The 22584-nt window shown below is 65.0% G+C and carries 21 protein-coding genes, 1 tRNA gene and 1 pseudogene; 11 read left to right on the top strand and 12 right to left on the bottom strand.

All coding sequences use genetic code 11. The features are described 5' to 3' along the window. The first annotated feature begins 374 nt into the window (after positions 1-374). On the top strand, positions 375-659 hold the full coding sequence (locus C513_RS0100410) for a BrnT family toxin (protein ID WP_018714049.1): 285 nt from the start codon (positions 375-377) through the stop codon (positions 657-659). Between the two features lie 16 nt (positions 660-675). Continuing rightward, on the top strand, positions 676-939 hold the full coding sequence (locus tag C513_RS0100405; protein WP_018714048.1) for a BrnA antitoxin family protein: 264 nt from the start codon (positions 676-678) through the stop codon (positions 937-939). Between the two features lie 56 nt (positions 940-995). On the opposite strand, the gene C513_RS0100400 is transcribed toward C513_RS0100405, so the two are convergent. Continuing rightward, positions 996-1072 (bottom strand) — tRNA-Ile (locus C513_RS0100400). Positions 1073-1159: 87 nt separating this feature from the next. Here C513_RS0100400 and C513_RS0100395 point away from each other — a divergent pair. After that, a complete protein-coding gene (locus tag C513_RS0100395; protein WP_018714047.1) occupies positions 1160-1813 on the top strand; it encodes a DUF1345 domain-containing protein in 654 nt (217 codons plus the stop codon). Positions 1814-1816: 3 nt separating this feature from the next. On the opposite strand, the pseudogene paeA reads toward C513_RS0100395, so the two are convergent. The 6 genes and pseudogenes from paeA to hemA all read right to left on the bottom strand — a co-directional run bounded on the left by paeA (position 1817) and on the right by hemA (position 7616). After that, a pseudogene (paeA, locus tag C513_RS13500) lies at positions 1817-3113 on the bottom strand (polyamine export protein PaeA). 115 nt (positions 3114-3228) lie between these two features. Next, on the bottom strand, positions 3229-3561 hold the full coding sequence (grxD, locus tag C513_RS0100385) for a Grx4 family monothiol glutaredoxin (protein ID WP_018714046.1): 333 nt from the start codon (positions 3559-3561) through the stop codon (positions 3229-3231). 102 nt (positions 3562-3663) lie between these two features. Next, positions 3664-4515, bottom strand: a complete 852-nt coding sequence (gene prmC, locus C513_RS0100380; protein WP_018714045.1) for a peptide chain release factor N(5)-glutamine methyltransferase — start codon at positions 4513-4515, stop codon at positions 3664-3666. Beyond that, a complete protein-coding gene (gene prfA, locus C513_RS0100375; RefSeq protein ID WP_018714044.1) occupies positions 4512-5615 on the bottom strand; it encodes a peptide chain release factor 1 in 1104 nt (367 codons plus the stop codon). The genes prmC and prfA overlap by 4 nt, the downstream gene beginning before the upstream one ends. 79 nt (positions 5616-5694) lie before the next feature. Then, positions 5695-6333 (bottom strand): DUF805 domain-containing protein, encoded by a 639-nt coding sequence (locus C513_RS14075; RefSeq protein ID WP_018714043.1) that lies wholly within the window; start codon positions 6331-6333, stop codon positions 5695-5697. Next, complete coding sequence (gene hemA / locus C513_RS0100365; RefSeq protein ID WP_026320378.1) at positions 6330-7616, bottom strand: glutamyl-tRNA reductase; 1287 nt, start codon at positions 7614-7616, stop codon at positions 6330-6332. Before hemA ends, C513_RS14075 begins: the two co-directional genes overlap by 4 nt. 71 nt (positions 7617-7687) lie before the next feature. On the opposite strand from hemA, the gene C513_RS12315 reads away from it, so the two are divergent. Then, entirely contained in the window at positions 7688-8017 is a 330-nt protein-coding gene (locus tag C513_RS12315) for a hypothetical protein (protein ID WP_018714041.1), read from the top strand. Between the two features lie 154 nt (positions 8018-8171). After that, positions 8172-12128 (top strand): DUF3683 domain-containing protein, encoded by a 3957-nt coding sequence (locus tag C513_RS0100355; RefSeq protein ID WP_026320377.1) that lies wholly within the window; start codon positions 8172-8174, stop codon positions 12126-12128. A gap of 96 nt (positions 12129-12224) precedes the next feature. On the opposite strand, the gene C513_RS0100350 is transcribed toward C513_RS0100355, so the two are convergent. Both C513_RS0100350 and C513_RS0100345 read right to left on the bottom strand, forming a co-directional pair. Then, complete coding sequence (locus tag C513_RS0100350) at positions 12225-12827, bottom strand: class I SAM-dependent methyltransferase (protein ID WP_018714039.1); 603 nt, start codon at positions 12825-12827, stop codon at positions 12225-12227. Between the two features lie 83 nt (positions 12828-12910). Then, on the bottom strand, positions 12911-13483 hold the full coding sequence (locus tag C513_RS0100345) for a YceB family lipoprotein (protein ID WP_018714038.1): 573 nt from the start codon (positions 13481-13483) through the stop codon (positions 12911-12913). Between the two features lie 109 nt (positions 13484-13592). Here C513_RS0100345 and C513_RS0100340 point away from each other — a divergent pair, with 109 nt between their 5' ends. Further along, positions 13593-14036, top strand: a complete 444-nt coding sequence (locus tag C513_RS0100340; protein WP_018714037.1) for an HIT family protein — start codon at positions 13593-13595, stop codon at positions 14034-14036. 20 nt (positions 14037-14056) lie between these two features. On the opposite strand, the gene C513_RS12310 is transcribed toward C513_RS0100340, so the two are convergent. Together C513_RS12310 and gloB are read right to left on the bottom strand one after the other, a co-directional pair. After that, positions 14057-16135, bottom strand: coding sequence for a transglycosylase SLT domain-containing protein (locus C513_RS12310; RefSeq protein ID WP_083927321.1), 2079 nt, complete (start codon positions 16133-16135; stop codon positions 14057-14059). A gap of 42 nt (positions 16136-16177) precedes the next feature. Further along, on the bottom strand, positions 16178-16984 hold the full coding sequence (gloB, locus tag C513_RS0100330) for a hydroxyacylglutathione hydrolase (protein WP_018714035.1): 807 nt from the start codon (positions 16982-16984) through the stop codon (positions 16178-16180). Between the two features lie 27 nt (positions 16985-17011). On the opposite strand from gloB, the gene C513_RS0100325 reads away from it, so the two are divergent. From C513_RS0100325 to coaBC, 5 genes are all read left to right on the top strand, one after another. Further along, positions 17012-17833, top strand: a complete 822-nt coding sequence (locus tag C513_RS0100325) for a class I SAM-dependent methyltransferase (RefSeq protein ID WP_018714034.1) — start codon at positions 17012-17014, stop codon at positions 17831-17833. A 35-nt stretch (positions 17834-17868) separates the two neighbouring features. Next, positions 17869-18315: a ribonuclease HI gene (gene rnhA / locus C513_RS0100320; protein WP_018714033.1), complete on the top strand. Its 447-nt coding sequence runs from the start codon at positions 17869-17871 to the stop codon at positions 18313-18315. A gap of 78 nt (positions 18316-18393) precedes the next feature. After that, the gene (locus C513_RS0100315; RefSeq protein ID WP_018714032.1) at positions 18394-19650 is read left to right on the top strand and encodes a Y-family DNA polymerase; all 1257 of its coding nucleotides are present in this window, start codon (positions 18394-18396) and stop codon (positions 19648-19650) included. 54 nt (positions 19651-19704) lie between these two features. Further along, on the top strand, positions 19705-20172 hold the full coding sequence (gene aroQ, locus C513_RS0100310) for a type II 3-dehydroquinate dehydratase (RefSeq protein WP_018714031.1): 468 nt from the start codon (positions 19705-19707) through the stop codon (positions 20170-20172). Positions 20173-20183: 11 nt separating this feature from the next. After that, positions 20184-21434, top strand: a complete 1251-nt coding sequence (coaBC, locus tag C513_RS0100305; RefSeq protein WP_245552777.1) for a bifunctional phosphopantothenoylcysteine decarboxylase/phosphopantothenate--cysteine ligase CoaBC — start codon at positions 20184-20186, stop codon at positions 21432-21434. A 20-nt stretch (positions 21435-21454) separates the two neighbouring features. Here coaBC and earP read toward each other — a convergent pair whose 3' ends face one another. After that, entirely contained in the window at positions 21455-22552 is a 1098-nt protein-coding gene (gene earP / locus C513_RS0100300; RefSeq protein WP_026320375.1) for an elongation factor P maturation arginine rhamnosyltransferase EarP, read from the bottom strand. Positions 22553-22584: the final 32 nt, after the last annotated feature.

Below are 22584 nucleotides of genomic sequence, written 5' to 3'. Positions count from 1 at the left end.
ATTATCACCGCAGCCATACCGCCGAGGCTGGGTTGGGCAGTCATGGCGGTGGTTCCCATGGGGTGATGTGGACTGTGTTCCTGCTGGTTGGTCCTTGGCTGCTTTGTGCATGGCTCATGCTGCGGCTCCGCATGACATGGCAGGTTGTCAGTCGGTGTCACCAACTCGGCACAATAAAAATATAGACCCAATGAATTATTATTTTTAATAAATATAATGAAATACAATCCAATATTGATGTGTGAGAGCCATGCTTGCGCAACTGCGTATTGGTGTGGACCAGCAAGGCGATCCCTGAATGCTGTCATGAGAGACAGTTATTTCGTAACTACAAAAAATGCTTGACAAACCATTAATCGTAACTACAATAATTTATGCCAATCCTGACGTTTGACTCGATCAAGGATGCCATCAACCAGCAAAAGCATGGCATGGCATTGGGTGTAGCCGGTGAACTTGCATGGGACGAAGCCCTGGGCTGGGAGGATTCGCGGAAAGACTATGGAGAAAAGCGGATGTGCGCCCTGGTGCCCATGGAGGATCGCCTGTACTTTGTAGCCTATGTAGACAGGCCACCAGCCGCTCCTGCAGAGCGCCGCATCATCAGCCTGAGAAAAGCGAACCTGAGAGAGGTACACCGTTATGTCACGGAATATTAAAAGCCGCACTGGCAGAGTGCTGCAACTGCCGACACCAGCCGAAGATGCCGCCATCACGACTGCCGCTCAGGTTGACCCCGATGCACGTCCGCTCACAGATGCCGAATGGGAGCAGGTCAGGCCACAGCTGCGTCGCGGGCGTCCGCCGGGCAGTGGCAGCAAGACGCAAGTCACCTTGCGCATTGACAGCGCCGTACTGGAGGCCTTCAGGGCCACGGGCGCTGGCTGGCAGACGCGCATCAATGAGGTATTGAAAAGCTGGGTGAAACACCATGCGTGATGCGGGGCAGGTGCTGCTGTGCTGCACCCGGCAGAAGCGCTTGCCCTGAAGGCATCTGGTAGGGCGTGCAGGACTTGAACCTGCGACCAAGGGATTATGAGTCCCCTGCTCTAACCAACTGAGCTAACGCCCCCCTGCGTTCCACGCAATCGCGTATTGTATCCGCCAATGGCAGGGCAGGGGCATGCCACGACCCCATCGCCTCCTGTAGCATAACGCCATGCTCACCCTGATCCGTACCCATCCCCGACTCGCCGCCAGCATTGCCGTGGGCGTGTTGGCCGGTGGCCTGTTGCCCTTTGTCTGGCATGCCGATCTGCATGCCCATGTGCTGGTGGCCTGGAGCATGGGGGCGGTGGTGTATCTGCTGTCGGTGTGGCACATGTGTCAGGCCGATGCCAGTGTGGACAGTATCCGCCGGCGGGCCCGTGTGCAGGCCGAGGGCCATGGCATGGCGCTGGGGCTGGCCCTGCTGGCAATTGTGCTGGCGCTGGTGGCCGTGGTCACGCAAATGGCAGCGGCGCGCGCGTTGCAGGGCACAGCCAAGGGGCTGCATGTGGCGCTGGCGATGCTGACGGTATCGCTGGCCTGGGTGTTCATCCACACCCTGTTTGCGCAGTTGTACGCGCATGATTATTACGAGCAGGAGCGCCTGCACGGCCAGCCCGGTCTGGCGTTCCCGGACACGCGGCAGCCCGGCTATCTGGATTTCTTCTATTTCGCCTTCGTGATCGCCACCTCGGGCCAGACGGCTGACGTGAGCTTTACCAGCACCCGCATGCGCCGCACCGGCCTGCTGCACTGCGTGCTGGCCTATGCCTTCAACGCCATCGTGCTGGCCATGGCCATCAATATTGCGGCCGGTTTTTTCTGAGCCTTACTCGGGTGCAGTTTCCCGCGTCACCATCACCTGGTCGATGCGGTAGTTGTCCACGTCCATCACTTCGAAAGTGTATTCGCCCCACACCACGCGGTCGGTGCGGCGCGGCATGCGGCGCAGCATCACCATCATGAAGCCGGCCATGGTCTCGTAATCGCCCTCGTGCGGCAGGTCGTCCTGGAGGTGCAGGGCGCGTTCCACATCGCTGATCGGCGTGACGCCATCAATCAGCCAGGAATGGTCGTCACGGCGCACGATCAGGTCTTCCTCGTCCATGGACACCAGATCGCCCATGACCGTGCTCATCACGTCATTCAGCGTTACCACGCCCACCACCATGCTGTATTCGTTCACCACCACGGCAAAGTCCTCGTGCACCTGGCGGAACTGGTCCAGCACCTCGGCCAGCGTCAGGCGGTCGGGCACGGCCAGCACCTTTTGCAGCAGGGTCGGGTCGCGCAGCTGGATGGCCTCGTTGCGCATGGCGCGCTGGAACAGGTCCTTGGCATCCACATAGCCCACCACGCGGTCCATGTCCTCGTCCATCACCGGGTAGGTGGAGAAAGGCTCGGCCGTGATGCGGGCACGGATGATGGCATCGGGTTCGTCCAGATCAAACCAGGCGATGCGGTCACGCGGGGTCATGGCGCTGGTCACGGTGATGCCTGTCGAGTTCGAACACGTTCTCGATCACCTGCTGCTCGTTGCGTGCCAGCAGGCCGGATTGGGCACCGGCCTCGGCCAGCGAGAGGATGTCATCGGGCGTGACGCGGTCATCGCGCTGGGTCGGCATGCCGAACAGGCGCAGCAGCACATCGGCCGTCTTGCTGTAGAACCACACCAGCGGCCGCAGCAGCAGCGTGACCAGCTGCATGGGCCGCACCAGGCGGATGGCAAATTTTTCCGGCTCGTTCATGCCGATGCGCTTGGGCAGCAGATCGGAAAACAGGATGAAGGCTGACGTCACCACCAGAAAGGAGAGGGCGAAGCCCAGACTGGCGGCTTGTGTGGCGGGCAACACGCGTGCCAGCAGCTGGCTGAACACCGGTGTCAGGCTGCCTTCGCCCACGATACCGCCCAGGATGGCGATGGCATTCTGGCCCACCTGCACCACGGTGAAATAGTCGCCGGGCTGTTCCTGAATGCCCAGCACCACATGGGCACGGGCCTCGCCATCATCGGCCAGTTGCCGCAGGCGGACGCGGCGTGAGGCCGCCAGCGAGATTTCCGCCATGGAAAAAAACGCCGATGCCAGGATCAGCGCAATCAGCAACAGGGCTTGGGCAAGCGTCATACAGGAGAGGGTGGGTGGCACACCGGTAGCGGACAGCGTGTGCAGCGGGCTACCGGCCCGGCTGTCCGTACCACGAGGCGGCCCCGCCGCCGCTCAGGCGGCAGGGGCAGCGGGATCAGTCCTGCTGGGGCAGGGCCTGCACCATTTGCTGCAGCTCGCCGTTTTCGTACATTTCCATCATGATGTCGGAACCGCCGATGAACTCGCCGTTCACGTACAGCTGCGGAATAGTGGGCCAGTTGCTGTAGGTCTTGATGCCCTGGCGAAGCTCATCGTCTTCCAGCACGTTGACGGTAGCCACCTGGCGCGGGTCCACGCCGATCGCCTTCAGGATCTGGATGGCACGGCCGGAGAAGCCGCACATGGGGAAGCTGGCGTTGCCTTTCATGAACAGCACAATGGGGTGGCTCTTGACCAGTTCGTCGATCTGTTGCTGGGTATCGCTCATGGGAAAAATCCTGCTAAAAAAGTCTCAATACAGCGCACCCGAAGCTGGGTGCATGGGGGAGATTATCGGCCAATTCGGGTGTCCTGAAATCGGCAAGGTTGCTTAGGGCGTCTCCTCCAGGCAGCCACCCGTGCAGCGGGCCGTGCCGGCCAGATCCCGGCGCGATTGCACCTGGCTGAAGCCCTGCTTGCGCAGCAGCTGCTGTACGGCCTCCGCCTGATCGTAGCCATGTTCCAGCAGTAGCCAGCCGCCGGCATGCAGGTGCCGTGGCGCCTGCGCGATGATCTGGCGGATGTCCTCCAGGCCATCGCTGCCGCTGGTCAGCGCCTGCAGCGGTTCGTGCGTGAGCGCGGCCAGATGCGGATCGTCGTTGCGGATATAGGGCGGGTTGCTGACGATCAGGTGAAAGCGCAGGTCGCCAAAGGCCTGCAGCCAGCTGCCATGGGCAAAACGAATCGGCAATTGCAGCGTGCGGGCATTGTGTTGCGCCACTTGCAGGGCGTCGGCGCTGGCATCGCAGGCATATACCTCGGCCTGCGGCGCATTGGCGGCCAGTGCGCAGGCAATGGCGCCACTGCCGGTGCCCAGATCGGCCAGCAGCGGCTGCTGTGGCAGGCCGGGCAGCAGCTCCAGTGCCCAGTCGACCAGGGTTTCGGTATCGGGGCGCGGATCGAGCACGCGCGCATCCACTGCCAGCTGCAGGCCGTAAAACGCATGAAAACCGCGCAGATAGGCGACCGGCTCGCCGGCCAGCCGGCGCTGCACCAGCTGTTGCCAGTGCGCCAGTTGTTGCGCGGTCAAGGTCTGCTCGTCATGCGCCAGCAGCCAGGCGCGGTCGGCATCGTCCTGGCCAATGGCGTGCAGCAGCAGCAATTGCGCATCGATGCGTGGCAGGCCCGCACGTGCGGCCTGCTGCAGCGCCTGGGCCAGGCTGGGCAGGGTGGCGGCTGTCACTGGTTGACTTCCAGCTCGGCCAGCAGTTCGGCCTCGCGCGCATGGCAGAGCGCCTGCAGCACTTCGGACAGGTCGCCCTCCATCACGTAGGCCAGCTTGTACAGCGTCAGGTTGATGCGGTGGTCGGTCAGGCGGCCCTGCGGAAAATTGTAGGTGCGGATGCGGTCGCTGCGGTCGCCGCTGCCGACCAGGCCCTTGCGCAGCGCGGCCTCCTTGGCGGCACGGGCGCTGCGCTCCTGCTCCTGGATGCGCGCTTGCAGCACCTGCAGCGCCTTGGCCTTGTTGCTGTGCTGGCTGCGACCGTCCTGGCATTCGGCCACGATGCCGGTAGGCAGATGCACCACGCGCACGGCGGAATCGGTCTTGTTGACGTGCTGGCCGCCGGCGCCGCTGGCGCGGAAGGTATCGATGCGCAGATCGGCCGGGTTGAGCGTGATGGCCTGGGCCGGGTCGGGTTCGGGCATCACGGCCACGGTGCAGGCACTGGTGTGCACGCGACCTTGCGATTCGGTGACTGGCACGCGCTGCACGCGGTGACCGCCGGATTCGAACATCAGCGTGCCGTACACGCCCAGATGCGTATCGCTGCTGTCCGGGCCTTCCAGCCGCAGCACGATTTCCTTGTAGCCGCCCAGTTCGGCCGGCGATTCGCTCATGGTTTCCACGCGCCAGCCCTGGGTTTCGGCGTAGCGCGTGTACATGCGCGCCAGGTCGCCGGCAAACAGGGCGGATTCGTCACCGCCGGTGCCGGCGCGGATTTCCACATAGGCCGGGCGCTCGGCGTCCGGATCCCTGGGCAGCAGCAGGCGCTGCAGCTCGTTTTCCAGCGTGGCCAGCTCGGCCTGGCCGGACTGGATTTCCTCTTCGGCCATCTCGGCCATGTCGGCATCGTCCAGCAACTCTTGCGCGGTGGCGATATCGGTCTCGACCTGCTGGTAGCGCTGCCAGCGGCCGGCGATCTGCGTGATCTGGCTGTGCTCGCGCGACAGCGCCAGGAACTTGTCCATGTCCTGCATGATGTCCTCGCGGCTGAGCAGGAAATCGAGTTCGTGCTGGCGTTCGGCGTAGCGCTGCAGCTGGGTGCGGAGAAAGGGCTTCATGGCAAGACGGGCCGGCGGGAATCGGACAACAGGCCTGCGCGGGCAGGCCTGGAAGGCGGGGCAGGGGGAGCGTGCGGCGCTAGATCAGCGGCGGACCGTACTTGTTGCTGCCCGGCTCGCCCTGGCGCAGGGTCAGGACCAGCACGATCACGCTGCCGATGATGCTGAACACATGCAGCAGCTGCCACCAGCCGCTCAGGCCGGTATCGTGCAGGCGGCGCGCGCCCACGGCGTACATGGGCAGCGAAAAGGCCAGCACGGCCACGGCCGACAGCAGGGTCAGCGCCGTGGCCTGTTCCTCGCTCAGCAGCAGGGCGGCGGGCAGGGCGACGATGTAGTAGAACAGCAGGAACCAGAAATACTCGGAACGCGAAGCACGGCCGGAGAAATCGGCGTACTTGCGCAGGCAGGTCTGGACTGCGGTGATAAAGCCCATGCGCTGCGTGCCCTGTGCGGCCAGTGGGGCAGCGGAGGGGCTCCAGCCGACTGGCGCCGGGGGCGGTGCGGCATCGGCAACCGGCTGCAGTCCGGCGGACTGCCACAGGCCGGGGACATCACGCGCCGGCATCCACTCGGTCAGGCCGTTGTGCCAGACATGGTCGTTCATGCCGAAGCGGCCTTGACGGGCCTGCTCCTGCAATTCGGCGCGGGTGTAGGGGCCGGATTTCTGCTGGTCGACGGCAAACCACCAGATGCGGTCCTGCGTTGTATCACTCATGCCTTGGCTTGATTCCTGTTGCTGCGGAGATAGAAACGGCGCACCGCATCGCTGGCGTGCACCTGGGTCGCCAGATCGGGCTGGCGCAGTTCGGACAGGGCACCGTGCAGCATCTTCTGCGTGAGGCCGCGGCTGAGTGCCTCGAGCACGGCGTCGATGTCATCGCCCTTGGCCAGGCGCTTGCGGGCCTTGGCCAGCTCCAGCGCACGCCATTGCTCGGTCTGGTCCTGTACTTCACGGATCAACGATACCACGCCATAGTGCGGATCACGTTGCTGCAGCCAGTGCATGAAGTTGCGCACGCCTTCATCGATGATGGCCTCGGCTTGCGACACGGCGGCCTGGCGCTGGGCCTGGCCGGTTTGTACCACGCTGGCCAGGTCGTCCACGGTGTAGAGGTAGGCGTCGGACAGGGCCTTGACCTCGGGCTCGATATCGCGCGGCACGGCCAGGTCCACGATGAACATGGGGCGGTGGCGGCGCTTCTTCAGCGCGCGCTCTACGGCTCCCAGGCCGATGATGGGCAGGGTGCTGGCGGTACAGCTGATGACGGCATCGAACTCGTGCAGGCGATCGGGAATGTCGGCCAGTTTCATCACGCTGCCGCCAAAGCGGCTGGCCAGGGCCTCGCCGCGCTCCATGGTGCGGTTGGCAATCACGATCTGCTTCGGATTGCGCGCGGCAAAGTGGGTGCTGGCCAGCTCGATCATCTCGCCCGCACCGACGAACAGGATGCGGATCTTGCCGATGTCCTCGAACAGCTGCGAGGCCAGGCGCACGGCGGCGGCGGCCATGCTGATGCTGTGGGCGCCGATTTCGGTACTGCTGCGCACCTGCTTGGCGACCGAGAAGCTGCGCTGGAACAGCTGGTTGAGCGTGGTGCCCAGGCTGCCGGCGGCTTCGGCGGCGCGCACCGCGTCCTTCATCTGGCCCAGGATCTGGGCCTCGCCCAGCACCATGGAATCGAGCCCGCTGGCGACGCGGAAGGCGTGGCGCGCGGCGGTATCGTTCTGCAGCGTGTAGGTGTACTGGCGCAGTGCATCGCTGCTGACGCCGCCGGCCTGGGCCAGCCAGTCCAGCGTGTGTGCGATATCGATGCGGTCACTCGCGCAATACACCTCGGTGCGGTTGCAGGTGGAGATGATGGCGGCTTCCGGATGGTGCGCAAACGTCTGGCGCAGACCATGCAGGGCCGGTCCCATTTGCTCGACGGCAAATGCGAAACGGCCACGCAAATCCAGCGGCGCGGTATTGTGGTTGATGCCCAAGGCCCATACTGACATGCGCAGCATTATAAAATCCCTGTTTGCTTCTGTCTGCACAGCCGTACAACAGTCGCACAAGCCACTACACCATGGGACCTGTCGATCTGCTCAACCACCTGTTCAACCTGCTGCTGCCGGCCATCTGGATGGCCAGCGTGCTGCAGCTCTGGCATCGCCTGTTTGCGCGCCGCCATGCCATTACCCTGGGCTGGAGGCAGCAGTGGCTGCGCCTGTTCCTGGCCGGTGCCCTGGTGCTGCTGGCAGGGGCGGTGTTGCTGGGGGATGGGGCCATGACGACCTATATCGCGCTGGCCGTGGTGACAGGGGCCTGCCAGGTCTGGCTGTTGCGCCGCTACCGGCCGGCCTTGCCTTTGGCAGATGTGCCCGCAAGTAATACAGATCATTCCGATCCCCGCTGAGCCCGGGGCAGCGGCTTTTGCTGCATCCTTGTTGCGGTGCAGTATCCACACGGACATCCGGTGCAGCCCCTTGGACTAAAATCCTTGTTTGCGCCAGATTTCACCCAGCGTCCCGCCCGCTCCAGGCGCGATGCGTCATGAGGCCCTGATCGCCATGAATGCACCCGTAATGCACAAGAACCTGCTGGCCGCCACCGATGGCCGCCAGCGTATCCGCGAGATTCCCTACAACTACACCAGCTTCTCTGACGCCGAGATCGTGGAACGCCTGATGGGCCACCATGGCTGGGAGCTGTTGACCGAACTGCGCAGCGAGCGTGAAACCGGCCGTTCCGCCCGCATGCTGTACGAGGTGCTGGGTGACATGTGGGTGATCAAGCGCAACCCCTATGTGCAGGACGACCTGCTGGACAACCCCAAGCGCCGTGCCATGCTGATCGAGGCCATGCGCCATCGCCTGGGCGAGATCGACAAGCGCCGTGGTGGCGGCAAGTCCGGCCACGACGAGCGCCGTGATGCTGCCGTGGCCGAGCTGCTGGGGCTGGCACACGAGGCGGTCAACAGCTTCGAGCGCTCCTTCGGCGTGACACTGGAGCTGCGCCAGCAGGTGCAGCGCCGCCTGGGCCGCCATACGCGCAAGGACAATATCAAGTTTGACGGCCTGAGCCGTGTCAGCCATGTGACCGATGCGACCGACTGGCGCGTCGAGTATCCCTTGGTCGTGCTCACCCCCGATACCGAGGCCGAAATGGCCGAACTGGTCAAGGGCTGTGTCGATCTGGGCCTGACCATCGTGCCGCGTGGCGGCGGTACCGGCTACACCGGTGGCGCCATCCCGCTGACCTGGAAGAGTGCCGTCATCAACACCGAAAAGCTCGACCAGCTGACCGAGGTCGAGATGGTGCAGCTGCCCGGCATGGACCATGCCGTGCCTACCGTGTGGTCCGGTGCCGGCGTGGTGACCATCCGCGTGGCCGAGGCGGCCGAGCGCGCCGGCCTGGTGTTTGCGGTGGATCCCACCAGCATCGAGGCCTCCTGCATTGGCGGCAACATCGCCATGAACGCCGGTGGCAAGAAGGCCGTGCTGTGGGGCACGGCGCTGGACAACCTGGCCAGCTGGCGCATGGTCACGCCCGACGCCAAGTGGCTGGAGGTGCACCGCATTGGCCATAACATGGGCAAGATCCATGATGCCGAGGTGGCCAGCTTCGAGCTGCGCTATTTCGAGGCCGATGGCAAGACGCCGCTGCGCACCGAGCGCCTGGATATTCCGGGCGCTACCTTCCGCAAGGAAGGTCTGGGCAAGGACGTGACCGACAAGTTCCTCAGCGGTCTGCCCGGCATCCAGAAAGAGGGCTGTGACGGCCTGATCACCAGCGCGCGCTGGGTCATGCACCGCATGCCGGCGCACAGCCGCACCGTTTGCCTGGAGTTTTTCGGCAGCGCCAAGCTGGCCGTGCCCAGCATCGTCGAGATCCGTGACTTCATGTTCGAGGAGCAGAAGCGCAGCGGCGTGATGCTGGCTGGCCTGGAACACCTGGACGACCGCTACCTGAAGGCCGTGGGCTATGCGACCAAGAGCCAGCGCGGCTCCAGCGGTGAGCTGGGCGGCAGCGGCCTGCCCAAGATGGTGCTGATTGGCGACATCGTGGGTGACGATCCGGATGCCGTGGCCCGCGCCACCAGCGAGGTAGTGCGCATTGCCAACAGCCGTGCCGGCGAGGGCTTTATTGCCACCACGCCCGAAGCGGCGAAGAAATTCTGGGCCGATCGCAAGCGGACGGCGGCCATCAGCCGCCACACCAACGCCTTCAAGATCAACGAGGACGTGGTGATTCCGCTGCCGCGCATGGCCGAGTACACCGATGGCATCGAGCGTATCAACATCGAGCTGAGCCTGCGCAACAAGATCCAGCTGTGTGACGAACTGCTGACCTTTTTTGACCAGCCGGTGCTGCCGCTGGGCAAGTTCGATGCCGAAGCCGCCGCCATGGAAAGCGGTGATGCGCGTGACCTGCTGCCGGGCCGCGTGGCCAAGGCCAGGCAACTGGTGACCGAGGTGCGCGCCCAATGGCAGGACTGGTCCGACCATATTGATGCCCATTTCCTGGAGCTGCAGGACCATTCCCTGCGCGCCAGCTGGAAAACCCAGCTGCGCAAGCCGTTCCAGGCGATTTTCCTGGGCGAAGCCTACAAGCCGCTGCTCGACGCCATCGATGCCGTGCATCAGCGCGTGCTCAAGGGCCGTGTCTGGGTGGCGCTGCACATGCACGCCGGCGACGGCAACGTGCACACCAACATCCCGGTCAACAGCGATGACTACGACATGCTGCAACTGGCGCACGAGGCGGTCAAGCGCATCATGGCGCTGGCGCGCAGCCTGGACGGCGTGATTTCGGGCGAGCACGGCATCGGCATCACCAAGCTGGAATTCCTGACCGACGAGGAACTGGCACCGTTTGCCGACTACAAGGCGCGCATCGACCCCGAAGGCCACTTCAACAAGGGCAAGCTGCTGCGTCCGGTGGTGATGAGCGATTCCCAGCGGGCCGTCTATGCCGGCACCACGGCATTGGCCGACCTGACCAATGCCTACACGCCCAGCTTCGGCTTGATGGGGCACGAGTCCATCATCATGCAGCAGAGCGATATCGGCTCGATCGTGGACAGCGTGAAGGACTGCCTGCGCTGCGGCAAGTGCAAGCCGGTGTGTGCCACGCACGTGCCGCGCGCCAACCTGCTGTACAGCCCGCGCAACAAGATTCTGGCGACTTCGCTGCTGGCCGAAGCCTTTTTGTACGAGGAGCAGACGCGCCGCGGCGTCAGCCTGCGCCACTGGAGCGAGTTCGAGGACGTGGCCGAGCACTGCACGGTGTGCCACAAGTGCTTTGCGCCGTGCCCGGTGGATATCGACTTTGGCGATGTTTCCATGAACATGCGCAACCTGCTGCGCAAGATGGACAAGCAGAGCTTCCGCCCCGGCAAGGCGCTGGCCATGACCATGCTGAACGCCACCGAGCCGGGCAGGATCAACCTGATGCGCTCGGCCATGGTGAATGTCGGCTTCAAGGCGCAGCGGGCGGCGGTGGACATGTTCCGCATGGCCGGCAAGCAGCAGACCGCGCATCCGCCGGCTTCGGTCGGCACGGCTCCGCTCAAGGAGCAGGTGATCCACTTCGTCAACAAGAAGCTGCCGGGCGGCCTGCCGACCAAGACGGCCCGGGCGCTGCTGGACATCCAGGATCGTGCCTATGTGCCGGTGATCCGCAATCCGCAGAACAGTACGGTGGACAGCGAGGCGGTGTTCTACTTCCCGGGCTGCGGTTCGGAGCGTCTGTTCAGCCAGGTTGGCCTGGCGACGCAGGCCATGCTGTGGCATGCCGGCGTGCAGACCGTGCTGCCGCCAGGCTATGTCTGCTGTGGTTACCCGCAGCGCGGCTCCGGCCAGTTCGACATTGCCGAGAAGATGATTACCGACAACCGCGTGCTGTTCCATCGCGTGTCCACCACACTCAACTACCTGGACATCAAGACCGTGGTGGTGAGCTGCGGCACCTGCTATGACCAACTGCAGGATTACCAGTTCGAAAAGATCTTCCCGGGTTGTCGCATCATCGACATCCACGAATTCCTGCTGGAAAAGGGCATCACGCTGCCGAAGCCGGAAGGCTATCTGTACCACGATCCCTGCCATACGCCGCTCAAGCTGCAGGATCCGATGAAGACGGTCAAGGGCCTGCTGGGCGAGGCGGTGGTCAAGAGCGACCGCTGCTGTGGTGAATCCGGTACGCTGGGCGTGAGCCGCCCGGATGTATCGACCCAGGTGCGCTTCCGCAAGACCGAGGAAATCCGCAAGAACGCCGGCCAGCTGGCCGAGCTGCAGCAGGCCAACGGCCTGGCACCGTCGCAGGGCAAGCAGCCGGTCAAGATGCTGACCAGCTGCCCGAGCTGCTTCCAGGGTCTGAGCCGCTACAACGAGGATCTGCCCAACGGTCTGATGGAAACCGACTACATCGTGGTCGAGATGGCCAAACAGATCCTGGGCGAAAGCTGGATGAAGGACTATGTGGATGCCGCCAACAGCGGCGGGATCGAGCGCGTGCTAGTGTAAGCCGGTTCTGCGTTACCCATGACAAGACAGGCCTGGCGATTGCCAGGCCTGTTTTTTGTCTGTCAAATCAGGATTTGTTCCTGATCAGGATGAAAATCAGATTTTCTGGCCGATCCAGCGTGTAACGTAGGCCGGTCCCTGGTGGCCCGGGCCTTCGTCCAGCAGGATTTCCGATTCGCTTGCCAGCAACTCCTGCATGTCTGCGGCCAGGTCGCCGCGCAGCATGTCCAGTGTGTACAGCATGGCCTCGTTCTTCGGGCCGCCGCTGCTGTATTGCAGCTGGCGTGGGTGGAAGGCTTCGAGGAGCAGCACGCCGCCGGGTTTCAGCGCCTGCACCAGCTTGTGCATCACCGGCGTGCGCAGTGGCGGCGGCAGGTGCAGATAGGTCAGCACCACGGCATCGGCACTGGCGGGTTCCGGCTGCCAGTCGGCCAGATCCACCAGCACGGTCTGCAGCGTCACCTGACGGCGGTGTGCCAGAGCCTCGGCCTTGGCCAGACCCACTGCCGAGTTGTCGAGCGCGCAGACCTGGTGGCCCTGTTCGGCCAGCCAGACACCGTTGCGGCCTTCGCCATCTCCGGGTAGCAGCGCCCGGGCCCGGGCCGGAATGCGGTGTGCCTGCTCCTTCAGAAAGGCGTTGGGCTGCTCGCCATACTTGTAGCCCTCGACATCGCTATAGGCCTGGTCCCAATGGTTCATGGTTCTCCTGTGTGCATCAATTCATTATTTGATTAAATGATTCTAGGAGAGAGCCGATTCCGGCATGGCCTGCAGGGTTTAGTTTAGCTGCCGGGCAGCAATTCGATTTCCAGGCCGTTGCGCTTGACCGTGACCTTGCCGGGTTTCAGGCGCAGCTGGCGTGCCTTGGCCAGATCGGATGCGCTCAGCTGGTAGACGCTGTAATCGCTGAACAGCTGCTCGCCAAGCAGGCTGACGGCCTGGCTGATGCGCAGCTGGCTGCGGCCGGCCGGATCACGCAAATCAATCGCCTGTACGCGCAGATCGGTGATGCGCACGCTGTTGTCCGAGGGCTCGAAGCGCAGGCCGTAGCGCAGGTCCACCGTGCCGGACAGTGTGGGCGTGATGCCGAAGACCGAGGGCACATCGACCTGCACCCGGGTGCCGATCTGGTTGGTGTCGGGGTGGAAGCTCAGGCGCGGATGGCGCAGCGTGATTTCGGCCATGCCGAGCAGGCGTTGCTGCATGGGAAAGCGTGCGGCCAGCTTGCGCTGCAGGTCATCGCCATCCAGATCAATGCTGCGGATCAGCGAAGCGGCCGAGCAGCCGCTCAGTCCGAGCAGGCCCAGGGCAGGAATCAGTTGCAGGCAGTGGCGGCGGGAAACGGAAGCGGGCATGGCAGGAGCAGCAAAGGGCGTACGATAATTCCCGAAGATAGCAGGTCCGGAGGCGCACGGCACGTGGCTTTGCGACAGGATGTGCCTGCAACAGGAAAGGAACAACAACATGAAACAGGATTGTGTGCTGTGCCGCGAGGACGGTGGCCGGATCGTGTGGCAGGGCCGCCAGTGGCGGCTGGTGCATGCGGACGAAGCGGCCAATGCGCCGTTCCCGGCGTTCTACCGCCTGATCTGGAATCGCCATGTGGCAGAGTGGAGTGACTTGTCGGTCAGCGAGCGTCAGCAGGGCATGGAAGCAGTCACGCTGGTGGAGCAGCTGTTGCGCGAACATCTGCGCCCGACCAAGATCAACCTGGCCACGCTGGGCAATGTGGTACCGCACCTGCACTGGCACGTGATTGCGCGTTTTGACTGGGACAGCCATTTCCCCGGCCCGGTCTGGGGCGGGGTGCAGCGGCCTTCGCCCGGAGCGCGTGTGGCGGCGGTCAGGGCACAGCTATCCGCGCTGGAGCAGGCGCTGGCTGCGCGTCTGCAGCAGCAGTTTGCCTGAAATCGATCCCGATCACGCGCTTAGCGTGATTTGGCAGCAGCTTTCTTGTCGGTAGCGGGCTTCTTGTCTGCCGACTTTTTATCGGCGGGTTGCTTGCCGGCTGCCGGAGTTTTTCCGCTGGGCTTGCTGTCGGCGGCCTTGTTGTCAGCGGGCTTCTTGTCGGCCGCCTGCTTGCCTCGGGCTGGTTGGGTATCGGCCGTCTCGGCAGCGCGTACCGGCTTGCCGGTAGTGGGCGTGCGTTTGGCGGGCTCTGCTTCAGCCTTGGCGGACCGGGTGTTGCTGCGGTTGCCGCTCTTGCTGTCGGCGGATTCCGCCTTGCTGCTTGTACGGCTGGCCGCCTTGCCGGCACCTGCACGCTTGTCGGCGCTGCTGTCTTCTGCCCTGGCGGCACGCTGGCCTCTGGCGGGAGCGGCTTCTTCCTGCCGGCTGTTACGTTTGCCTCTGACGGGGGCTGCGGTCTCGGTCTGGCTGCTGCGCTTGCGGCTGTCGTCAGCGGCCTTCGCGCGGGTGCTTGTGGCTGCTTCGGTCCTGGCGGCCGGAGGTGTGGCCCGGCTGGCGCGTGTTTCTGCTGCCGGGGCAGCGCGACGGCTGCTGGTGCTGGCCGTGTCTGTCTGCGGCTGGCTGCGCGCTGCCCGCTCCTGTTGTTCGGAGGCACGGGCGCTGCGCTCGGCAGCGGTGGCGCGCTGTTCTTCCGCCTCACGCGCGCGGCGTTCGATGGCGGCCTGGGCCTGTTGCTGTTGACGCAGCTGGCTGGCCTGCTGGCGTGGCAGCTGCACCGTGACTTCCTGGCCGGCGCTCAGACGTGTGCCCGGGCTGGCATTGTTCCAGCTGGCGACCGAGCTGACCGGCAGGCCGAAGCGTTCGGCAAAGCTGGCAATCGTGTCTCCGGCTTCGGCCTTGAGCGTGGTGGTTTGCAGCACGACTTCGGGCACGAAACTGATGTTGCCGCTGCGTGCCACATGTGGCGCGATTTCATCGGCATGCTGGTCATGGCGCGGCACCAGCAGGGTGGAGCCGCGGCGCACACGCATGCGCGAGGGAATGCTGTTGATGCTGCGCAGCTCGTCTTCATCGGCGTCGTGCTGTCGCGCCACTTCGGTCACGCTCATGTCGGCGGGGGCGGTCCACAGTGTCCAGCTGGCCAGCTGTTGATCCCGGGCGTTGGCCAGGTTCTGGCGGAAGCGCGGGGCACTTTGCCAGGGCAGCAGCAGCGTGGGCGTGAGCGAGGCAATCACCAGCGGCCGGTTGAGCGAAGGGTTGAGGGCACGGAAATCTTCCAGCGAGATGCCGGCCAGCCGGGCGACCGTGCTGGTGTCCATGTCGCGCGTGATGCGCACCTGGTCGAAATACGGGTGGTTGGCGATATTGGGCAGCGCGGTATTGAAGGTGGCCGGGTTGCGCACGATGTTCTTGAGGGCCTGCAGCTTGGGCACGTACATGCGGGTTTCCTGCGGCATGGTCAGCTCGGAAAAGCTGGTGCCACGGCCGGCGGCCTGGTTGCGGCGGATCGCCTTCTGCACATTGCCTTCGCCCCAGTTGTAGGCGGCCAGTGCCAGGTGCCAGTCACCGAACATGTTGTAGAGGCGTTGCAGGTAGTCGAGCGCGGCACGCGTGGACTGCACCACGTCGCGCCGGTTGTCCAGGAACAGGTTCTGGTGCAGCTCGTACTGCTTGCCGGTGGCCGGCATGAACTGCCACATGCCGGCTGCCTTGGCACTGCTGACGGCGAGCGGGTTGAACGAGCTTTCCACGTACGGCAGCAGCGCGATCTCGGTCGGCATGTTGCGGCTTTCCAGTGCCTCGATCACGTGGTAGATGTACTTGTCGGAGCTGCCGATCAGGCGCTGGATGGACGACGGGTTGCGCGTATACCAGGCCTCGCGGTCGCGCACGGTGGCATTGTCGAGATCCGGCATGGCAAAGCCCTGGCGCAGGCGATCCCAGACGTTGTTCGGGTTGTTGAGGCCGAGGCTGGTACGGCCACGATCGAGGTCAGGGACGCGCAGGCCGGTACCGGTGGAAGAGGTCTGGCTGGTGGAGGCACAGCCTGCCAGCAGGACCAGCATGAGGGCGGCGCACAGGTATCGGAATGTCGGCATGAACAGTCGGTGTCGGGAAACCCGATGCAGCCGGGGAGGAAATCAGAATCGGTTTTTCCATTCCCGCAGGGCTGCCAGGGTGTCCACCGGGCCGGTACTGGCGGCACCTTGTGCCTGCGCGGCCTGCTGTAGCGCAGGCTCCCGCACCCGGAGGAAGGGGTTGATCTGGAGTTCCCGTCCGATGGTGGACGGGACGGTCGGCTTTCCCTTGGCGCGCAGGGCCTCGCACTGCTGCAGATAGTGGGCCAGCTCGGCATTGCCGGGCTCGGCCGCTTGTGCAAAGCGCAGGTTGGACAGCGTGTACTCGTGCGCGCAGCACACCAGGGTGCTGGCGGGCAGGACAGCCAGGCGATCGAGCGAATCGAGCATCTGTGCCGGCGTGCCCTCGAACAGGCGACCGCAGCCGCCGGAAAACAGGGTATCGCCGCAGAACAGCAGTGGTGGCTGGCCGGGGACGGTGTCGCTGGCATAGGCCACATGGCCGGCGGTATGGCCGGGCACGTCGATCACGCGGAAGGCGCTGCCGAGCAGGGTGATGTGATCATCGCCCTGGACGGAGTGGATGGCGGACGCCGGAATGCTGGCGTGGGCACTGGCCGGCACGCCGTCGCCGGCAGGCAGGTACACTGTCGTGGCAGCGTTGCCGCAGGCCTGCCAGAGCGCGTCCAGCCCGCTGACATGGTCGGCATGGTGGTGCGTGACCAGCACGGCGGCCAGGGCCAGTTGCTGCGCGCGCAGGGTTTCGATGACCGGTGCGGCATCGCCCGGATCCACCACCACGGCAGCTGCGCCGTCGTGCAGGATCCAGATATAGTTGTCATCGAAAGCAGGTAGCGCCAGCAGGTGCATGAGGTTCAAACAGGCTGATCAAGGGAAATGTCCTCAGAGATTATAGATTTTGCGCAATGGTTCCGCTCGCCGGCCGGAAGATATCTGCACGCCTGGGAACTGGAACATGGCGATCAGGTGGTGGCCGACTGCTTTGGCTACCATGCGCTGCAGATCGGCTGCGAGTATCTGCAGCTGCTGCGCAACTCGCGTATCCAGCATCGCTGGCTGGCCGGCGTGGAGGCCTGCTGGCAGGACGAACCGGCCACGCTGACGCCGCAGGAAGTGCAGGCTGCCGGCGTGCCGCAGCCGCAACCTGACCTGATCCTGGACCCGACAGCCTTGCCGTTTGCCGAGAACAGCGTCGATCTGGTGGTGCTGCCGCATACGCTGGAAGCCAGCGCCGATCCGCACGCCACGCTGCGCGAGGTGGCACGCGTGCTGGTGCCCGAGGGACGGCTGCTGGTGATCGGCTTCAACCCGACCAGTCTGTGGGGAGCGCAGCAGCACTACAGCATGCTGGCGCACCGCATGGGAGGCCGGCTGGAACCCTTTATTCCCGATGTCGATGACCTGATCGGGCATCGTCGGCTGCGTGACTGGCTGCGTCTGCTGAACCTGGAGGTGGAAGGGGGCCGCTTTGGCTGCTACCGCCCCGGCATGGACAGTGCGCGCTGGTTCGGGCGGCTGGAGTGGATGGAGCGTGCCGGCGATCGCTGGTGGCCGGTGCTGGGCGGGGTCTATCTGCTGACGGCGGTGAAGCGCGTGCGCGGCATGCGCATGCTGCAGCCGCGCTGGAAGGAAATCAAGCGCCAGCGCAGCCAGGTGCCGGTGGCACAGCAGGCCGGCCCATCGCGCCGGCGTGTATGATCCCGGACCTTCGGAAGCATCGGGAGAGTACAAGCATGCAACACGTGACCATATATACCGATGGAGCCTGCAAGGGCAACCCGGGGCCGGGCGGCTGGGGGGTCTGGCTGCAGTCCGGATCGCACAGCAAGGAGCTGTTCGGCGGTGAAGCCGAGACCACCAACAACCGCATGGAGCTGACGGCGGTGATCCGTGGCCTGCAGGCGCTCAAGCGGCCCTGCCAGATTGATCTGTACCTGGACAGCCAGTATGTGCGCCAGGGCATTACCGAGTGGATCCACAACTGGAAGAAGAAAGGCTGGGTCACGGCGAGCAAGCAGCCGGTGAAGAATGCCGAGCTGTGGCAGCAGCTGGATGCGCTGGTGCATGGCGGCATCCATCGCATCAGCTGGCATTGGGTCAAGGGCCACGCAGGTGATCCCGGCAACGAGAAAGCCGATGCGCTGGCGAATCGTGGCGTGGAGCAGGTGCAGTCCCGCTGAGCGTGAAAAAATGCTATTCAGCCGGTGCAATCTGGTGCAGAATACTGTTATTCCGTACAGTAACCATTTTGCATCGGCATGTTGCGCATCCTCTTTATTGATTTCAATGCCTACTTTGCTTCGGTAGAGCAGCAGCTGGATGCGTCCCTGCGTGGCAAGCCGGTGGTGGTGGCACCGGTGCTGGCCGAAACCAGCTGCTGCATTGCGGTCAGCTACGAGGCGCGCGAGCACGGCATTCGCACCGGTACCCGGATCAGCGAGGCGCGCCGGCTCTGCCCCAGGCTCATCGTGCGCGAGGCGCGGCCCGAGCTGTATGTGCAGATGCACCACCGCGCCGTGGCCGTGGTTGACAGCCTGGTGCCGGTACTGCGCGTGATGTCGATTGACGAAATGGCGTGCGAGCTCACGGGCAGCTGGCGTACGCCGGAACGCGCGCGCTGGCTGGCCGGGCAGCTCAGGCAGCGTCTGCATGACGATCTGGGCGAGTGCCTCCGGGTCTCCATCGGCATCGGGCCGAATATTCTGCTGGCCAAGCAGGCCTCCAATATGCACAAGCCCGATGGCCTGACCGTCATCACGCGTGAGGAGCTGCCGCAGCGCATGCTGGCGTTGGCGCTGCGCGACATCCACGGCATTGGCAGGCGGCTGGAGCGCCGGCTGCAGGCCTGCGGCATCCACACGGTAGAACAGCTGTATGCCGCTCCGCGCGATCTGCTGCGCACTGTCTGGGGCAGTGTCGAGGGCAGTGCCATGTACGACAAGCTGCGCGGCGAATGGCACCTGGCCCCGGAAGCCCCGGCGCGTTCCATCAGCCATTCCCATGTGCTGCCGCCAGCCATGCGCCATCCGGAGGCGGCACGTGCCGTGCTGCACCGCCTGCTGCAGAAGGCTGCCATGCGCTTGCGTCGGCAGGGCTTTTATGCGCAGGCGATGCAGGTCTGGGTGCAGGGCTATCTGGGCATGATGCTGCCCGAGGCCAGTACCGCCATGCGCGACCTGCATTTCCAGGAAACGCGGGACACTGCCGCGCTGCTGCGTCTGCTGGATCTGGCCTGGGGCAACGGCCTGGGTGCCGTGTCCGTGCCGCAACAGGTCGGGGTGCTGCTGCACGGACTGGTGCCGCAGCAACAGCACACGCCGGACCTGTTCGAGGATCCGGGCGAGCTGCCCGGCATCACGCCGCGTGCGCGCGACGATTTGCTGCGAGCGGTGGATGCGCTGAACCAGCGCTTTGGCCGCAATGCCGTCTATTTCGCGACCTCCCATGAGGCACTGGAGCATGCGCCCATGCGCATCGCCTTCAGCCGCATCCCCGACCTGGACACCGAGGCCTGAGCGCGCGGTATCATGCGCAGACAGGCGGGCCCGGCCCGCAGACAGGATCTTCTGATGACAACTGCACCCAGTACCAAGACCGTGGTCGTGCTCAACGGCCCCAACCTCAACCTGCTTGGCACGCGTGAGCCGGCGGTGTATGGCTCGTCCACGCTGGCCGATGTCGAGCAACTGTGCCGGCAGGCCTGCGCACGCCATGGCTGGACGCTCGATTTCCGCCAGAGCAACCACGAGGGTGATCTGGTGGATGCCATCCATGAGGCTGGCCGCCTGCAGGCGCAAGGCCTGTTGGCCGGTGTGGTGCTGAATGCCGGTGCCTATACCCATACCAGCGTGGCCCTGCTCGATGCCATCAAGGGCACGGCAGTGCCGCTGGTCGAACTGCACATCAGCAATGTGTTTGCGCGCGAGGCCTTCCGCCACCATTCCTATATTTCGCCGGCGGCACGCGCCGTGATGTGCGGCTGGGGCGTGCAGGGCTATGCCATGGCCATTGACGGCCTGCAGCACTGGCAGGATTGAAGGAGGATTCCATGGACAGCTGTTCCGTTATGCCAGCCGCCGGTGACCTGCAGGGCCGCCATATCCTGCTCGGCCTGACCGGTGGGGTGGCCTGCTACAAGTCGGCCGAGCTGTGCCGCCTGCTGATCAAGGCCGGTGCCACGGTCCAGGTGATGATGACCGAGGCCGCCTGCCAGTTCATCACGCCGGTCACCATGCAGGCGCTGTCCGGCCGCCCGGTGGTACTCAGCCAGTGGGACGCGCGCACTGCCGACAACATGCCGCACATCCACCTGGGCCGCGATGCTGACCTGATCCTGCTGGCTCCGTGCAGCGCCGATTTCATCGCGCGCCTGGTGCAAGGCCGCGCCGACGAGTTGCTCAGCCTGACCTGCCTGGCCCGACCGGCCGGCAAGCCGCTGCTGATTGCCCCGGCCATGAATCGCGAGATGTATGCCCACCCGGCCACGCAGCGCAATCTGGCGCAGGTGGCGGCCGATGGGGCCCAGGTGCTGGGCGTCGGCCATGGCGACCAGGCCTGCGGTGAAGTCGGCGATGGCCGCATGCTGGAGCCGGAGCAGCTGCTGCAGGCGGTGGTGGCCTGGTTCAGCCCCAAGGTGCTGGCCGGCCAGCAGGTGCTGGTCACCGCCGGCCCGACCTTCGAGGCCATCGATCCGGTGCGCGGCATCACCAACCATTCCAGTGGCAAGATGGGCTTTGCCATTGCGCGCGCGGCGCAGGAAGCCGGTGCCACGGTCAAGCTGGTGGCCGGCCCGGTGCACCTGCCCACGCCCGAAGGCGTGACCCGCATCGATGTGCAGAGTGCCCGGCAGATGCTGGAGGCGGTACGCCTGCATCTGCCCGAGTACGGCATTTTCGTGGCTACCGCTGCCGTGGCCGACTGGCGTCCGGCCGAAGCCGCCGAGCACAAGATCAAGAAGGATGGCAGCGGCCAGGTACCGGCCATGGCCTTTGTCGAGAACCCGGATATCCTGGCCACGGTGGCGCAGACGCCGCAGGCGCAGAATGGCGCGCTGTTCTGCGTCGGCTTTGCCGCCGAAAGCCAGGATCTGGAAGCCAATGCCCAGGCCAAGCGCGTGCGCAAGCAGGTGCCGCTGCTGGTTGGCAATATCGGACCGGCCACGTTCGGCAAGGATGACAACGCCTTGCTGCTGGTCGATGCCGAGGGCACCACCGAGCTGCCGCATGCCAGCAAGCGTGTGCTGGCGCAGCAGTTGGTGGCCGAGATTGCGCGTCGCCTGCCCGATACGCGCAGCGCCTGAGTCCCGGGCTGGCCGGATATTCAGCCGGCTGTGGCCAGTGCCAGCAGCTGGCTGACCAGATCCGCTTGCGCCAGCAGACGCGCACGCGCCTCCAGCGCGCAGGCACGCCAGCGCGCCAGCCGCGCCGGGGTCAGCGCCGGCAACGCGGCATCGCCGATGCCGTTCCAGGCATGGTGAAAGGCGCGCCAGTCGTCTGGCGCCTGCAGCCAGTCCAGAAAGGCATCGAGCTTGGCGTGGTGGGCGTCGTCGTCCTGCGGATAGATGTGCCAGACAAAGGGCTGGCCGGCCCAGAGTGCGCGCACCAGCGAATCCTCGCCGCGCATGGCATTGAAATCGCTGGCCCACAGCACCTCGTCAAAGCCGGCCTGATCCAGCCAGGGCAGCGGCAGCAGCTGGCTGTTGCCGTGCTGCACCGGCAGGCTGTGGCCCACCAACTGCTCCAGCAGCACGCGGCCACGGCCCTGGAACACCAGCCAGCTGCCGGGTGCGGCATCAGCCGACAGCTGCTGCAGCAGGGTCGCCAGTGCCGGTGGTTCGTAGCAGAACAGGCTCAGCACCAGCTGGCTGTCCGCCGCCACGCCCATGCGCTGCCGCCAGCCGGCGCGGTCAAGTGCCTGTTGCCGTTGCAGCAGATCCGTTTCACGCAGCAGCCCGCCGGTGCCGGGTACCAGGCCGGGATAGACAAAGCGCTTGCTGCAGCCGGCGGCCGGTCCGCTCATGACGGGCGACTGCAGGCCGTGGCAGCGCAGCACATAGTCCTCGGCCGACAGGTATTCCAGGTTCAGCCAGAGGCCGCCGTCCGTGCCATGGTGCTGCGCCCACCAGGCCTGCACGCTGTCATCAAGCTGGCAGCCAAAGGCCTCGATCAGCACGTCGCCCGGTGTGGCGGGCAGGGCGGCAGCCGGCAGCGGGCTGGCCCAATGGCGCACTTCCACATCGCCCGGCGCCGGCGCCATCCAGGCCAGCACCTGCGGCTGGTCGATCCACAGGCGTACGCGCTGGCCGCGGCTGGCCAGCTGGCTGGCGAGCCGCCAGCAGACACCGGCATCGCCGTAGTTGTCGATCACGGTGCAGAAAATGTCCCATTGCAGGGCGGGCAGGGCAGTGGTGTCAGGCATGTCCGCATTGTCCGTCATCTCCATGCGGCAAC

Source organism: Allobrachymonas chironomi DSM 19884 (assembly GCF_000374625.1).
GTDB lineage: Bacteria > Pseudomonadota > Gammaproteobacteria > Burkholderiales > Burkholderiaceae_C > Brachymonas > Brachymonas chironomi.
The sequence above is the reverse complement of the archived record's forward strand: the minus strand, read 5'-3'. Positions and strand labels throughout refer to the sequence as shown.